Here is a 13865-nt window from a genome sequence, read left to right as displayed (position 1 = left end):
GATGCGAGGCAATCCTCGTCTCGCCGCAGATGATCAGAACGGCCAGTTTGCCCGCGCGTTCGCGGTCCACACGCCGTAGTTCGCACCGATGCCGCCGTATTCGCCGCCGAGCGCCAGCGATCCGCCGCTCACCATAGCGATGTTGACGCCACCCGTGACCCGGCCGGACCAGCCATCGCCGATGCCGACGAACGGCACACCCACCGGCAGCGCGTTGTCGGTCGCGAAGCGCCAATCCCCGTAGAAACCAAGATAAGGGGACAGCGTCGTCGTAGCCGACACCCGCCACGGCGCGATCACGCGACCGCCCGCCGAGATGCGGCCGGTGGCAAAGTCGCGCGAGGCCTGCAACACCTTGAGGCTGTCGGTCCACGCGCCCTGATGTTCCCACAGCGCGTAAATCTTCGCAGACGGCTCGAAGACGAAAGCCGCGACGCGGGTGTTGCCGGTCAGCCCGGTCGAGGCGATCCAGCGCGAACCGGTGAAGCTGCCGCTCGCCGTGCCGGCCACGCCGTCATAGGAGAGACCCGACCAGCCCGCCATCGCATCCCAGCGCAGCGTCGGCGCGATCCGCCATGCGGCGTAACCGCCAGCGGTGCCGCCGCTACCCTTGAGGTTGCCAGCGAGCGAAACGAAGTCGTAGTTGAAGTTCTCGAAGCCGGCGAACACGCCGACCAGAACGTCGGGGCGAAGCTTGTAACCGATGCCGGCGGTGGCATTGATCTGCGTGCCGCGAAGATCGCCGCCGGCGTTGTTGCGATCCCAGCCGGTGCCGCGAATATCGGCCCACAAGCTCCATTGCCGCTCAAGCGTCGGCACGCGCGGCGCCTTGGTGGGACCAACATAAGCGAGCGCTGCGAAAGCATCATCGGCGCGGCGTGTCACATCCGAGCGCGTGCCAACATCCGCATCCGGATCAGCCGCGAAGTTGAACGACATTCCGTTCGCTCCGAACGTGACCGGCTTACCTCCGTTGCTGAAGGCATCATCGATGGCATTGCCGACCGCCCCGGTGATCGCGGCACCCGAGGCCTGCGCCGCGATGGTAGATCCCTGCACCTGCATGGCGCGAAGTTTCTGGCTGTTTGTCGGCTTTGTCGACGCGTGACCACCGACAGGCAGACATGCGGCCGTCACGCTGATGGTTTCCCCGATATTCTGAACCTGAAACCGCAAGACTTGCCTAAGGGATGTGTCCCCGCCGTTGCCGGTCACCGTATAGGTGCGAACCACCGTACCACTGGAGTAGATGCTGTAGTCATCGAGCAGCGTTCCGGGAGCCGAGACCGATGTGATCCACCACTGTCCACCTGCCGCGAGCGTCGCATTGACCCCGGTGATGGTGAACGTGATCTTGTCGCCGACCACAAAGCCTGTGACCGTTTTCTGGGAGAACGCCGGTCCATCAGTTTGCGTGACATTCCATGTTCCAGCATTCAGGCTGTCGCAACCTGCGGAGGCCCGGGCTTCGCCGCTTCCGCAAACCAGAATGCCAACGCTGGCAATTCCAAACACCACGCGGCGCGCGAGCGAAAATGGGCGATGGCCCCTACCAAAATCTGACAGCAACGGAAGTCCCCGATTCTTAGTTCAACACGTCAAAGCAACTGATGAAGATCGACACGCATCGCGCTACGCGACAACGACGCCCGTGAATCTCACCACGCGTAGCGCAATCGCGCGGTGCCGGCGTAGGTCTGCGAGCGTTCAGCGAACTCGCCGTCGAACTTCGCCATGACCGAGACGCCGTTGCCGAAGCGCCATTCCGCGCCCGCCGTCGTCAGGGCGAGATCGCGGGCCGGCGTCGCGCCGTTGACCGCGAAACTCGCCACCGGAAGGCTGACGAAGCTGACGTTGAGCCGTGGGTCGCTGACCTCGTCGTGCGCCCAGGCAGCCTTGCCGAACACGTTGAACACGCTGCCACCGGTGGCGAGCCAGGCCTTGTCGATCCGGCCGCCCAGTTCAGAGCGCACTGCGGTTGTCGTGCGCGCCTCGTAATTGAGTGCGAACTGCGCGGAACCTGAGGTTGCGGTTTCGCCGTAGGACGGCGTGCGGAAGCCCTGCACCTGAACCGCGGCATAGGGCGTCACATGGAACGCTATTGGCATCTGCATGCGATAGCCGCCTTCGACGCGTCCGCCGAAGTTCTGGGCGTTGAAATCTGCCTGTAGCGTGTCGGTGCCCACGACGCTTACAGTGCGGGAGGATGACGTCCAGTAGGTGCCGTAGGACGCTGCGCCGGAGACATAGGCCGCGCCGAAGTTGTGCGTGCCATAGACACCGGCCAGCAACACATCGCTGCGGCCATCACCGAGACCACCGGCCAGCGACCATGATGTGGTGCCGCCCGCCAGCGAAAAGCCGGCCCGCGTGTCGGGGGAGAAGCGATAATCAGCGCCCGCTGCGAAACCGCCGGCATTCGACCGGACATCGTGACTGCCGACGGTGACGGCATCGCCGCTGGTCTTGTTGCTGCCGCCGAATGCGGAGCCCCAGACATTCCATCGCGACGTGGCGTTCGCCTGCAGCGACGGCGCCTTGGAGGTCATGGCGTAGGCTGATGCGATCGAGCGCGGCAGATTTGCAGTCGCCGCAGAGCGCTCCGGCGCATACCCCATCGCACCATTATTGCCGCCACCGACGCCGCCGCGATTGGCCGCCGTCGGATCGGTCAGCACCGACAAATACTGGTTCATCAACTGCACGCCGCCCTGCTGGACCGCGGTGCCGTTTTCGCCGGAAAGCTGCGTCAGCGCGCCCGGCAGTTGCGCCGGCGCAAGGCCGGTCAGCACCAAAAATCCGCCCGTCGGTGCGCCGCTGGCGAGAAATTTGTCGATCCCGCCCGCGACATTGGTTGGATTGATCGGCGTGCCCGTCAGCAATTGTGAGCGCAGCGTCGATGGAGCGAACACCGCTGTGAACGCGAAGTCTCGCGAGAGGAGGCTGGACCATGTCGTGGTAGCCAGGTCGCTGAAATTCGCGCCGTTGTTCCAGACCATCATACCACCGGCATAGGCCCCGCCGCCTGCAACCTGGGCCATGCTGTATTGCGCGGATCCGCCCTGCACCACGCTCTTGGTGGTGATGAAGAGCACATATTGCTGGCCCGGCGTGAGGGTGACGCGCCCGGTATTGAATGTCACCTCAGTAAAGGCCATGGCGCCAGGTGCCGTCATCACTCCCGAGGTGAACAGCGCCGGTCCCGTGGTATAGCCGTTGACGCTATCCCATCGATAGACAAAGGCCTGATACTGCGAATGGGGCGGTCCGCTGCTGTTGTAAATCAGATTGAACGAAAATTCGGTCAATGTGCTTTGCGTCGGCGCCGTGATGGTCTGACCGAATGTCCCCGAGCCGCCCGCGCCCCAGTAACCAAGGGCAGACGTTCCGTTCCAGGCCGGCATCGTATCGATCGTCTGCGCGCTCGCCGGCGCAGACAGCGCCATCAGCGCGGCGCCGCAGAGCCAGTGCCGGCGCAACGCGTTGCGCAGCCGTCCGCAACGCGCCGGTGCAAACGGTGATTGCTCATTACGGCGATCGGATTCCAACCCCACTCGCTGATTTACAAAAGCCACCGCACGCCCCTTGCCTGCTTGAAATCGCCGCGCCCCGGCGAAGCGAATTCAGTTCCTCATGCGGACGCGAATCGCGTCATCGCCCCATCAAATGGATGGCAAAGCGTCGTCTGATGTGTCAAATTCATGAAACTCAAATATCAATGAGAAATGTGCATCGTGATTACTCTGAGACACATCGAGATCGTCACGGCGCTTGAGCGCCATCGCCACTTCGGGCGGGCTGCGGAAGCGCTGGGCATCACCCAGTCCGCCCTGACGCGCGCGCTCCAGGCGCTGGAGACCGAACTGGACGTCCGGCTGTTCGACCGCGGGACGGGCGTTCCCGAGCCAACGATGTTTGGCAAGATCCTGCTGGAGTGGGGTCAACCGGTCGCGCGCAGCATGGACAACCTCACCCGCGAGATACGACTGGCGAAGGGGCTCGAGGTCGGTGAACTCACGGTCGTCGCAGGCACGTTTCCATCGGAGCTTTGGGTGCCTCAGGCGCTCGGACGGCTCGCCATGGAATTTCCGAATGTCCGTTGCCGCCTGCGCTCCAGCGAGAGTCGTCGCGCCGTAAAGGAAGTTCTCAATGGTAGCGCGGACATCGCAATCGGCGACCGCGTCGAAGTGCGCGGGCTCGATGACCTCGCCTTCGAAAAGCTGATCACCGTCAACGTGGCGTTGTTCTGCCGGCCCGGTCATCCGCTGCTGCAACGCGGCGTGATCGGAGAAATGGATCTCGCGGATTATCCACTGGCCGGCCCTCGGCCGTCGCACTACTCGTCTGACGTCATGGACAGCGCCGGCGACAATCGCGCGCTGACCGTCCCGAAGTCCGGCGGCTTCGTCCCCCGAATCTGGGTCGAGAGCTTTGCGGCTATGCGTGGAGCTGTGATCGCCAGCGATGCGATCAGCTGGGCGCCGATCCCGCTGCTTGAGCCCTATTGGCGCCGGGGCGAACTTGCCCACCTGGTGATGAACCCCACGCCGATCAACATTGAATTCGGGCTCATCACCCAGCGGCACCGCACGCCCTCGCCCGCGATGACGGCCTTTTTCAAGATCGTCCGGAAGATTGCCGCGGGCGACTGATTGCGTCGGCCGGATTCCAGCCTAATATCTGGGCAGAACCGGCGGCGAAAGGCTGTGAGCGTTCCATGACAATCGAAAAATGCATCAACGAGTATGATGCCTCCGAAGTCGTTTTCGAGGAGGGATCGACCGGCCGCGAGCTGTTTGTGGTGCTCGAAGGCAAGATCGACATCGTCAAGGATTCAGGCGCAGGCAGAACCGTCATCGTCAGCCTCGGCAAGGGTGAATTCTTCGGCGAGATGGCCGTCATCGACGGCTCGTCGCGCTCGGCAACGGCGGTCGCCGCCGTCTCCGGCACGAAGGTGATGCGGATCAATCACGCCCGCTTCGTCTACCTCGTCAGCCAGCAGCCGGCCTTCGCGCTGATGATCATGGATGCGCTGAGCAAGCGATTGCGGGCCTCGAACGCGATCACCTTCAAGGCCGCAACGCCATGAGCGACCGCAAGCCCTCACCCTTTCCCATTCTTCGCAACGACGATGTCTGTTCGCTGATTCAGGCCGCCGAGGACGTCTATCAGATCCGGTTCAAGAACCGCGCCGCCAATGCGTATCTGGTGCGCGGCAGCAAGCGGACCATCATGATCGACGTCGGCCTGTCCTCGAACTTTCCGCATCTGCTGGAATGCCTTGCGCATCTCGGCGTCAAGCCTTCCGACATCGACATGGTGGTGCTCAGCCACGAACATCTCGACCATATCGGCGCGGCCTACCACTTCACCGGGAAGACGATCATCGCCGCGCATCGTCTCGCCGCGAACAAGATCATGCTGCGCGATGACTTCTCGATGCTGCGCAAGATGTTCAACGAACCGGACGTGCCGATCGACGTCGACATCTGGCTTGAGGAAGGCAACCTGATCGACCTCGGAAACTTCAGGCTGAACGTGATGTACACGCCCGGCCACACCTCCGCGTGCATCAGCCTGTTCGAACAGGACAAGGGCTTGCTGTTCGCCGCCGACACTCTGATGCCCGGCGGCGTGATGGGCGGCGTGTTCGGGTCGGGAAGCATCAGCGACTACATCCAGTCGCTGGAGCGCTTGAAGGGGCTGGACTCGAAAATCCTGCTGTCCGGGCACGGCCGCCTGTCGGATACGCCGCATGATGACGTGAGGATCGCGATTCAGCGCTCTCACGCGCTGCTGTCAGATACGGCCCAACTGTTCGACGCGCTGGACGCGCGGTCGAATTTCGAGCCGATCATGCAGTCGGTGCGCGACCTCAACAAACTCGACGATTCGTGAGGCGGTCTCGCGGACCGCGGCGAATATCAATTTTCAGGGAAGTTTGGAGCGGGTGAAGGGAATCGAACCCTCGTATTCAGCTTGGAAGGCTGCTGCTCTACCATTGAGCTACACCCGCGACGCGGCGAGCACTAGCATGGCCGTTCCGCCGCCTCAACCACGTTTGATTTGAAGTCAGGTCCCAACGGAACCATATTCCCGTAAGAATGTTTCCGCTTTAGCCTCTTTCCAACCGGGAGAACGTCTCATGCGCAATGCACTTTTCGCCGCTCTGGCCGTGGCAGGCGTGGCCGTGTTCGGCGCCGGCTCCGCCGAAGCCCGGGATTATCGCTATTGCCTGGTCGAAGGCTTTCAGGCCGGCCCCGGCACCTGCTATTACAATACCTATGCGCAATGCATGGCGAGCGCATCGGGACGCCGGGCTTACTGCCAGGTCAACCCGGTCTTTGCTTTCGCCGAGCAGTATCGACCTGCCCCCAAGCCGCGCAAGGTCTACCGCGAGCGGCGCTACTACGATTGAGTCATTAGCCTAAGCCAGCCAGCACTCGCCGTTCATCGAAAAAGCCGCCCTCGGGCGGCTTTTTGTTGCATCAGTTTGTTATCATCAGCCATGGCGCTGAAAGGCCTTAAAAAGCGGTGGAGACCTTGGAAAACGTCGGAGGCTTCAGAAGGCGTAGGAGACTTTAGAAGGCGTAAGAGACTTGGGCGCCGTAGTTGTTGATGCCGACATTCCTGTCGAAGCCGGTGCCGAAGACCTCTTTGCCGTTCGACAGATGGTCGAACGTCACCAGTACGCTCCACTGCGGCGTAAAGCGGTAACCGATCGATCCGCCCACATTGAACAGGGCGCGGCTGCCAAGCGCATTGTGGGTCGCATCGCCTACTTTGGAGCCGTCGTGATAGGCCCCACCGAAAAAGATTTCGCCGAAGAAGCGCTCGGTGAACGGAATTTGCCACAGCAAGCCCGCCCGGACCGAACTGGTGCGGCCGCCGGTGTTGAACATTCCGCCGACGTAGGTGTGGGGATTCAGGAAATTCCACCACCCATAGTTATCTGCTAGAAACTTGGGAAGAACGACCTGAAGGCTGGCGTCGAACGTATTGGCTTCCGCGCTTCCAACTGCATGGGCAAAGCCGCCAAGGCGCACGTCGAAACCATAGGACCGTTTCGCAAGCGGCTCGGGCTAGAAGAGCGATTGGACTGGCAGAGAGGGCGGCGGAGCACCGACATCTGCGGCCTTCATATCTGTTCCGCTGGCCAACAAGGCGAGCAGCGAAGCTGCGAGCCAGCGAAACGAACCGTGCAGAGCCATGGCCGACTTTCCAATTGCGCGCGGACCATACGTGAACCGCAACTGTTCCGGCGGTTGCGGCGTACCGCTTAGAAAAAATCGCCCGGAAACGATTTCCGGGCGATCTTAGATTGGTGGGGGAAGAAGGACTCGAACCTTCGAAGCCATACGGCGGCTGATTTACAGTCAGCTCCCTTTGCCACTCGGGACACTCCCCCGCTCGACGTCATCCGACACCCTCGCCCACCCGAACGGGGGTGGTTGAACGGCCATGGATGACGGTAAAAAGCGTGCCCGTAAACGGGCGCCCGGTCGGCGCGTTTATGGGCGAAGCGCCGGGGTAAAGTCAACCAAGGCGGGGACGAATATGACAGGTCGTTGCGATCCTGCCCAAAGCCGAAAATTGCCATTATTCCAGCCCCGTGGGACAAGGCCGCATGAGCGATCGAGACCGGAAATCACGTTTCAAAGGCCCGAAAACAGGCGGACGCGGCGGCGACCGCGATCGGGAGCGCCCGGAACGGCATCAAGGCAAGCCTCAGGGCGGACGCCCTCACTGGCGCGACCGCGACGCCAAGGGCGCGAAGGGGCACGCCAAAGGCGAAGGTCCCGTCATTCTTTATGGCTGGCACTCGGTCACCATGGCGCTGGCCAATCCCCAGCGGTGCATCCGTAAGCTGTTCGTCACCGAAAATGTCGCCCGGCGGCTCGCCGACGAGAAGATCGACACTCGCGTTCCGCCGGAACTGGTGCATCCCGGCGACATCGACCGGCGGCTCGGGCCGGATGCCGTGCATCAGGGTCTGCTGGCGGAGGCCGATCCCCTGCCCGGCTTGCACATCGATGAACTGCCGCAGGACGGCATTGTGCTGGTGCTCGACCAGATCACCGATCCGCACAACGTCGGTGCAATCCTGCGCTCCGCAGCGGCGTTCGGCGTCAAGGCAATCGTCACCACCGGTCGGCACAGTCCGGAGGCGACCGGTGTGCTGGCGAAATCCGCATCCGGTGCACTCGAGCTTGTGCCGATTGTCGAAGTCCCGAACCTGCATCGCGCGCTCGGCGAAATGAACGAGGCAGGTTTCCTGACGGTCGGCCTCGACAGCGAAGGCCAGGGTGACCTCAGCGTCGTGCCGTTGCATGCCCCGCTTGCTCTGGTGCTGGGCGCGGAAGGCAAAGGCCTGCGTCAGCTCACGCGCGAAACCTGCAGCATCGTCGCGCGCATGGACATGCCCGGCGCGATCAAGAGCCTCAACGTGTCGAACGCCGCGGCGCTCGCGCTGTATATCGGCTCCAGCCGCCTCGGCCTGATGGGCTGAATCAAAACGCCCGCCGGCATGATGCAAGCGGGCGTTTCAGATTTTAGGTCGTCCGAAAATCAGTGCCTGTAGTGAAGCGGCTTCACGCGCTGACCGTGGTGACGGTGCGCGTGATAGTGCCTCACGCCATAAGCGCGATGGTGCGCGCGGTGATAGCCGCGATGATAATGGCGGCGGGCGGAGCGATAGCTGTAGACCGCAGGTCCCTGCACGCCCGGTGCGCCGTCATAATAGTGGCTGGTGGCGTTGCCGTACGGGCCGCCGTCATAGCCGTAGCGGTAAGGCCGGCCATAGTAGCGCGAGCCGACTACGGCGCGTTCCTGATAGGTCGGGACCGGAGCGAAGTTGCCCGGACCGGTATAGGTCGGGCCCTGGTTGACCCAGTAATACTGCGGGCCAGCCGGATCCGGCAGGCGCTGGCGAACACCGCAGGCGCTGTAACCGCATCCATAGTTGTAAGCATAATAGCCGTAGTTGCCGCACGGGTCGGTCAACGCACACGCCTGCGCGGGTGCTGCCGTCGCCATCGTCGCGGCAAACGCCACGCCCGCAATCAATCCTGCAATCATCTGACGCATAACTCTCTCCTGTTTGAACGCTTCTTGTTTGGTTGTGGTCTACTTTTTCAGATCCGGCCGGAAACCGTTCGGGCGGTAACTGTGATCGGGCCGGAAACCGTTCGGCCGGTAACTGTCCCGGGGCGCTTCGATGATCGTCGGATACTCGGGAACATCGTACTGCTGCTGCGGCGCAGGCGGCGCGGATTGCGCGGACCACGAGCGATGATAGCTCTCGGCCGGCTGCGGCAGCGCGCGATTGGCCGAAGGCTGAATCTCGAGACGGCCATAGCCCGGCGTGCGTCCGGCGCTCGGATAATAGTGGCCGACCTCCGGGCCGATGTAGCGGTCCCAGCCGCCATAGACCCGGGCCGTATTCCTGAAATGTTTCGCAAGGCCCCATTCGCCTTCGATGACCGAATAGGATACGTCGCGTCCGTTGATGATAACGGGCACGCCCGCACGGCCGGGAATCACGATCAGCGCGCCGGTATCGGCCGCCGCTGTGGCCGCCGTTCCGATCACTATCGCCAGAGCCAATATCGCGCGCATGGAATGATGCCTTGGTTGAAGCTGCACCCTAGTCCAGCGGGCCGTAGCAGGAGTTAAAGGCCCCGCCCAATCGTCAGGTAAGCCTAACGCGTAAGCATTCGCGCTCGCTCAATTGCGAACGATTTCAATAAGGTTTTGGAAAGTGGAAGGTTAACGCCCGGCAGCTGCTGCCGCTTTGCGGATTTGTGGTGCCGGTTGAGAGGATTGAACTCCCGACCTTCGGTTTACAAAACCGCTGCTCTACCGCTGAGCTAAACCGGCAACGGGGAACAGCTATCAGCGCCGCCGCTCCGGGACAAGACCGCCAACAGGACTGGTCATTGCAAAAAATGGACGGAAAAAGCCGCCACCCAAGGCGACGGCTTTTCGAGCTGCGAGAACAATCCCGCGCTTACTTGCCGCTTCCGCCTTCACCGCCGCCCCGGCCACCGCTGGAGGTGCCCATCTTGCCGGTGCTCTTTTTCATGGTGCCTTTACCCATGCCGGTAGTGGTGCCGCTGCCTTTCTTGACGTTCTTTTTCTTGATGCTCTTCGGATCTGACGGATTGGTTCCGCTGCTGCCCGCTTGAGGGGCGTTGGTCATGCCAGGATCCGACGGCTTTTGCTGCGATGTCTGCGCGGACGCGAAACCGGTTGCCATGACCAAGGCAGCCGCAGCCAAACCTGCGATGAATTTTCGCATTTCAATTCTCCTCCGTTGTCACCCACGCATTCAACGATGGCATGTCGTGGATGTTCCTCCCGGAGCCGCTCTTGACCCGTGCGTCCGGTACGTGGCGCGCCGTTCCATTTGCGCTGCCGCTCGATTTGCGTCACCAATGCATCAAGTGGCGTGTTGCCGCGCGGGAGATTTGCATGAACGGCAGTGGCGGGTTCCGTGCGCACCACAAATACATGATCGCTGCGGTTGGCGTGGTCGCCGTCCTGGCCTTCCTCTACAACCTCGGGATTTTCGACGTCTGGTCGGTGGAGCGGGCCGCGAAATAACGCCCCGTGGCCGGATGTATTCCCGCCGGACATGCCAAAAGACGCGAACCCCCCTGTGAATTGCGTGGACAAATCGGCTCGCCTTGGAACGGTCACCGTCCGGTCACCGTTAACCACACAGGTAGTTGGCGAGTCAGGCAAAACCCGGAACGAGGACGATCATGAGTTTAGCGAAGCCGCATGATGACCGCTATGAAAATGCCCTTGATGATGTCATCGCACAGTGCGGCGGCGACACGCGCGGCGCCTTGATGGCGCTGTTGGCCGCGAACGAATATCTCGAGGCACAACTGAACACGCTTCATGCCGCGATTGAAAACGGCGAGGTTCCTTTGCGCTCTGAAAAAGTGCCGCGCAACCTGCTAAATTGACGCGGAGGAACAGCGTCAGTTCCCCGGAACATATGCGAGCGGTTCGGGTTCTCCAGTTTCAATAGCATTATTGAAAGGAGAGTCTGATGATTAAGAAATATGTGGCGGCAGCTTTGCTTGGAACCGCATTGGCCGGTGGAGCAGCGTTCGCACAGACCACGACTCCGGCATCGCCTTCCCCCGCTCCGGCTGCGTCGGCATCAAGCGAGCAGATGAACCTGAAAGGCAACTGGCGGGCATCCAAGCTTGTCGGCTTGGCGGTTTACAATGACGCCAACGAGAAGCTCGGCGACGTCAGTGAAATCATTCTCGACAAGAGCGGCAAGATCAATGCCGTCATCATTGGCGTCGGCGGTTTCCTCGGCGTCGGTCAGCACGACATCGCCGTGACGTTCGACAAGCTGAAGTGGGTTGAGGAGCCGATCCGTTCGGCATCGGCCGACAAAATGCCGGCGTCCGGAACGTCGTCAACGACGAGACCTTCGACAACGACCGGCGCAGCTACAACAACGACAACAGCCGCAGCGACGGACGATTGGTACCCCGATCATGCCGTCATGAGCGGGACCAAGGAGCAATTGAAGGCCATGCCTGCCTTCAAGTATTCGGAGAGCACCAAGTAAACCCGGCTTGGATAGTCTCCAGCTCAGTGACGCGGCCGAATCGGTTCACCGATTCGGCCGTTTTGTATCAGTGCGTCTGTACAGCTCAGAGGTAGGCGCTGAGGCACCATGCATTGAGTGAAGCAGCAACGGCCAGAGTGAAGACCAATATCGTGTTCACGGCTAAGGCTCCTCAAAAGGCCGTCTGAGAATCATCCGCGTCATATCCAGATTTGAACGCCCTCCCGGCGAAGAGTCTCGCGCATTGTTTTGCGCCGGCCCTCTTGCCAGATCGCCCTTTCCGAGTCCGATTCTCTCCGGATCTCCGCTCCGGTTGTGCGGCGCAGTGTTGTCTTACGCCGATTAACACGCACAATGCGGGCGCGCAGTCTCCCCGGCTGTGCCCAAAAACAACAACAAACGATTCAGTCCCGCTGGATCGGACTCCGGAGAAACGAATGTCAGCCAGATCGACCGCGAAGAGTCCTGCAAAAAATCTCATGAACGAATTCCCGCCGGCGCGGGACAACCTTGTGACACTGGCGAACTGGCGCACCCAGCCCTACAGCGAGTGGAGCTTTCATAACGTCCGGCGCGTATTGCCGACAGCGAACATCGCCGCATCGAAGCATCCCGTCCCGCTGGAAAGTTCGCTGGCTGAAATCGGTCACGTCGCCTTCGAGGGCAACAAGGGTCCGACAACGCTGCGCGAGGCGCTCCGCACGACGAACACCAAGGGATTTGTCGTACTCCGGCACGGGCGGATCGCTGCCGAATGGTATTCGAGCGGCATGGACGCGCGCACGCCGCATATCGTGTTCTCGGTGAGCAAGTCGATCACCGGGGCGCTTGGCGGAATTCTCGTGGACAAGGGCTTTCTGAATCCCAACCGCCCCGTCACCGATTACGTTCCCGAAGTCTCATCATCGGTGTATGGCGGGTGCTCGGTGCGGCATCTGCTCGACATGTCGGTCGGAATCGCCTTCACCGAGGATTATGTCGATCCGGACGGAGATGTGGCGCGTTACCGGCGCGCAGTTGGATGGGATGTCATCAAGCCCGGCCAGAGCACCATGGCGCTACGCGAATACCTCGCCACCCAGAAGCCGGACGGCAAGACCCACGGCCACGCGTTCCACTACGTCTCAACCAACACCGACCTGCTCGGCTGGGTCTATGAGCGCGCCGCGGGCCGCGCCCTCTCCGATCTGCTCGGCGAACATCTCTGGACGCCGCTCGGCGCGGAAAGCGACGCTTACATCACGCTCGACACGGAAGGCGCGATGCGCGCAGCCGGCGGTATCTGCGCTGCGCCGCGCGATCTCGCCCGCTTCGGCGAAATGATCCGGCAGCGCGGCGTCGCGAACGGCAAACAGGTGATCCCGGGCTGGTGGATCGACGACATCAACGACAACGGCGATCCGGAGGCATGGGCGCGCGGCGAATTCGCCGAGATGTTTCCAGATGCCGCCTATCGCAGCAAATTTTATCAGATCGACCGCAAGCGGCGCACATTGTGCTGCATCGGCATCCATGGCCAGTGGATCTATATCGATCCCGTCAGCGAACTGGTGATCGTTCGCGTGGCGGCCGAACCCGTCCCGCTCGACGTCGAGAATTACCGCGCCTGGCGACGGGGTTTCGAAGCGATCGTCCAGCATTTTTCGTGAGATATAGATCAGCACCGTCATTGCGAGCGAAGCGAAGCAATCCAGAATCAACAAACAAGACTGGATTGCTTCGTCGCAAGGGCTCCTCGCAATGACGAGTTGCTGAAGCGCAGGATTACCGCGTCAGCTTTTCCATTTCGGGAAATGCGGCGAAGGCCACGCCCTTACAAAGATCCTCGGTCTCCTCGATGATGCGATCGAGTCGTCCATCGATGTACATGCCCGCACGTTCCTTCACGCCGGCGTAGCGCCCTCCCGCACCGCGCGCATTGAAGCGCACGCACACGACATAGCGGCGGCGGCCCCCGACTTCCTTTTGCGCCGGCTCTGAAATCCCGGCCTCGCGAATACCGGTTGGATCGTTCAGATAGGTCCGTAGCAGAGCGAGCAGTTCGGGACGGTAATTCGCCGGATACGGCTGGTTCTCGACGCCGCGATCGGCGGTGTAGGACAGGCTGTCGGCGCCGCCGGTCCAGGCGCAGCCGGCCACAGCGAGCGCAAGCAGCACCGCCGCCGCGCGCGGCCCATATGTCACCAATTTGCAACGCATCCCAATGAAGTCCGTAACCTGAGCCATGGCATTGGATTTCTTGCTCATTGTGTCATTGACAAGGCAA

At 61.7% G+C, this 13865-nt stretch carries 16 protein-coding genes and 3 tRNA genes; 9 read left to right on the top strand and 10 right to left on the bottom strand.

The window, feature by feature from the left end:
- Positions 1–33: 33 nt before the first annotated feature.
- Positions 34–1569 (bottom strand): autotransporter outer membrane beta-barrel domain-containing protein, encoded by a 1536-nt coding sequence (locus tag YH63_RS15200; protein ID WP_137325211.1) that lies wholly within the window; start codon positions 1567–1569, stop codon positions 34–36.
- An 89-nt stretch (positions 1570–1658) separates the two neighbouring features.
- Entirely contained in the window at positions 1659–3548 is a 1890-nt protein-coding gene (locus tag YH63_RS15195; protein ID WP_052753809.1) for an autotransporter outer membrane beta-barrel domain-containing protein, read from the bottom strand.
- A 186-nt stretch (positions 3549–3734) separates the two neighbouring features.
- Here YH63_RS15195 and YH63_RS15190 point away from each other — a divergent pair, with 186 nt between their 5' ends.
- From YH63_RS15190 to YH63_RS15180, 3 genes are all read left to right on the top strand, one after another.
- Complete coding sequence (locus YH63_RS15190; RefSeq protein WP_170978696.1) at positions 3735–4652, top strand: LysR family transcriptional regulator; 918 nt, start codon at positions 3735–3737, stop codon at positions 4650–4652.
- 65 nt (positions 4653–4717) lie between these two features.
- Positions 4718–5089, top strand: a complete 372-nt coding sequence (locus tag YH63_RS15185; protein WP_046826869.1) for a Crp/Fnr family transcriptional regulator — start codon at positions 4718–4720, stop codon at positions 5087–5089.
- Complete coding sequence (locus YH63_RS15180; RefSeq protein WP_046826870.1) at positions 5086–5898, top strand: MBL fold metallo-hydrolase; 813 nt, start codon at positions 5086–5088, stop codon at positions 5896–5898. Before YH63_RS15185 ends, YH63_RS15180 begins: the two co-directional genes overlap by 4 nt.
- Positions 5899–5942: 44 nt before the next feature.
- On the opposite strand, the gene YH63_RS15175 is transcribed toward YH63_RS15180, so the two are convergent.
- Positions 5943–6016 (bottom strand) — tRNA-Gly (locus tag YH63_RS15175).
- Between the two features lie 129 nt (positions 6017–6145).
- On the opposite strand from YH63_RS15175, the gene YH63_RS15170 reads away from it, so the two are divergent.
- Positions 6146–6418: a DUF3551 domain-containing protein gene (locus tag YH63_RS15170; protein ID WP_046826871.1), complete on the top strand. Its 273-nt coding sequence runs from the start codon at positions 6146–6148 to the stop codon at positions 6416–6418.
- Positions 6419–6581: 163 nt separating this feature from the next.
- Here YH63_RS15170 and YH63_RS15165 read toward each other — a convergent pair whose 3' ends face one another.
- Both YH63_RS15165 and YH63_RS15160 read right to left on the bottom strand, forming a co-directional pair.
- Positions 6582–7046 carry an acyloxyacyl hydrolase gene (locus YH63_RS15165; protein ID WP_137325210.1) on the bottom strand — a complete coding sequence of 155 codons (465 nt, stop codon included), beginning with the start codon at positions 7044–7046 and terminating at the stop codon, positions 6582–6584.
- Between the two features lie 276 nt (positions 7047–7322).
- Positions 7323–7408, bottom strand: a tRNA-Tyr gene (locus YH63_RS15160).
- A 219-nt stretch (positions 7409–7627) separates the two neighbouring features.
- Between YH63_RS15160 and rlmB the strand changes: the two genes are divergently transcribed.
- Positions 7628–8509 carry a 23S rRNA (guanosine(2251)-2'-O)-methyltransferase RlmB gene (rlmB, locus tag YH63_RS15155; RefSeq protein ID WP_046826872.1) on the top strand — a complete coding sequence of 294 codons (882 nt, stop codon included), beginning with the start codon at positions 7628–7630 and terminating at the stop codon, positions 8507–8509.
- Positions 8510–8568: 59 nt separating this feature from the next.
- Here the strand turns inward: rlmB and YH63_RS15150 are convergent, their stop codons facing one another.
- The 4 genes from YH63_RS15150 to YH63_RS15135 form a co-directional block, all read right to left on the bottom strand.
- Positions 8569–9087 carry a hypothetical protein gene (locus YH63_RS15150; RefSeq protein WP_046826873.1) on the bottom strand — a complete coding sequence of 173 codons (519 nt, stop codon included), beginning with the start codon at positions 9085–9087 and terminating at the stop codon, positions 8569–8571.
- Positions 9088–9126: 39 nt separating this feature from the next.
- On the bottom strand, positions 9127–9618 hold the full coding sequence (locus YH63_RS15145) for a hypothetical protein (RefSeq protein WP_046826874.1): 492 nt from the start codon (positions 9616–9618) through the stop codon (positions 9127–9129).
- Between the two features lie 186 nt (positions 9619–9804).
- Positions 9805–9879: transfer RNA gene (locus YH63_RS15140), tRNA-Thr, on the bottom strand.
- Positions 9880–10009: 130 nt separating this feature from the next.
- Positions 10010–10201 (bottom strand): hypothetical protein, encoded by a 192-nt coding sequence (locus YH63_RS15135; protein WP_137325209.1) that lies wholly within the window; start codon positions 10199–10201, stop codon positions 10010–10012.
- A 170-nt stretch (positions 10202–10371) separates the two neighbouring features.
- Between YH63_RS15135 and YH63_RS15130 the strand changes: the two genes are divergently transcribed.
- From YH63_RS15130 to YH63_RS15115, 4 genes are all read left to right on the top strand, one after another.
- A complete protein-coding gene (locus YH63_RS15130; RefSeq protein WP_137325208.1) occupies positions 10372–10605 on the top strand; it encodes a hypothetical protein in 234 nt (77 codons plus the stop codon).
- A 161-nt stretch (positions 10606–10766) separates the two neighbouring features.
- Positions 10767–10976: a hypothetical protein gene (locus tag YH63_RS15125; protein WP_046826877.1), complete on the top strand. Its 210-nt coding sequence runs from the start codon at positions 10767–10769 to the stop codon at positions 10974–10976.
- A gap of 86 nt (positions 10977–11062) precedes the next feature.
- A complete protein-coding gene (locus tag YH63_RS15120; protein WP_046826878.1) occupies positions 11063–11599 on the top strand; it encodes a PRC-barrel domain-containing protein in 537 nt (178 codons plus the stop codon).
- 437 nt (positions 11600–12036) lie between these two features.
- Positions 12037–13248: a serine hydrolase domain-containing protein gene (locus tag YH63_RS15115; RefSeq protein WP_046826879.1), complete on the top strand. Its 1212-nt coding sequence runs from the start codon at positions 12037–12039 to the stop codon at positions 13246–13248.
- A 115-nt stretch (positions 13249–13363) separates the two neighbouring features.
- Here the strand turns inward: YH63_RS15115 and YH63_RS15110 are convergent, their stop codons facing one another.
- Entirely contained in the window at positions 13364–13798 is a 435-nt protein-coding gene (locus tag YH63_RS15110; protein WP_246658063.1) for a hypothetical protein, read from the bottom strand.
- Positions 13799–13865: the final 67 nt, after the last annotated feature.

The sequence above is a fragment of the Afipia massiliensis genome (assembly GCF_001006325.2).
GTDB lineage: Bacteria > Pseudomonadota > Alphaproteobacteria > Rhizobiales > Xanthobacteraceae > Afipia > Afipia massiliensis_A.
The sequence above is the reverse complement of the archived record's forward strand: the minus strand, read 5'-3'. Positions and strand labels throughout refer to the sequence as shown.

Coding starts and splice junctions, on each gene's coding strand:
- YH63_RS15185 (WP_046826869.1), top strand. CDS start 4,718: ATGACAATCGAAAAATGCATCAACGAGTATGATGCCTCCGAAGTCGTT.
- YH63_RS15170 (WP_046826871.1), top strand. CDS start 6,146: ATGCGCAATGCACTTTTCGCCGCTCTGGCCGTGGCAGGCGTGGCCGTG.
- YH63_RS15180 (WP_046826870.1), top strand. CDS start 5,086: ATGAGCGACCGCAAGCCCTCACCCTTTCCCATTCTTCGCAACGACGAT.
- YH63_RS15120 (WP_046826878.1), top strand. CDS start 11,063: ATGATTAAGAAATATGTGGCGGCAGCTTTGCTTGGAACCGCATTGGCC.
- rlmB (WP_046826872.1), top strand. CDS start 7,628: ATGAGCGATCGAGACCGGAAATCACGTTTCAAAGGCCCGAAAACAGGC.
- YH63_RS15125 (WP_046826877.1), top strand. CDS start 10,767: ATGAGTTTAGCGAAGCCGCATGATGACCGCTATGAAAATGCCCTTGAT.
- YH63_RS15115 (WP_046826879.1), top strand. CDS start 12,037: ATGTCAGCCAGATCGACCGCGAAGAGTCCTGCAAAAAATCTCATGAAC.
- YH63_RS15145 (WP_046826874.1), bottom strand. CDS start 9,618: ATGCGCGCGATATTGGCTCTGGCGATAGTGATCGGAACGGCGGCCACA.
- YH63_RS15135 (WP_137325209.1), bottom strand. CDS start 10,201: ATGACCAACGCCCCTCAAGCGGGCAGCAGCGGAACCAATCCGTCAGAT.
- YH63_RS15110 (WP_246658063.1), bottom strand. CDS start 13,798: ATGCGTTGCAAATTGGTGACATATGGGCCGCGCGCGGCGGCGGTGCTG.
- YH63_RS15150 (WP_046826873.1), bottom strand. CDS start 9,087: ATGCGTCAGATGATTGCAGGATTGATTGCGGGCGTGGCGTTTGCCGCG.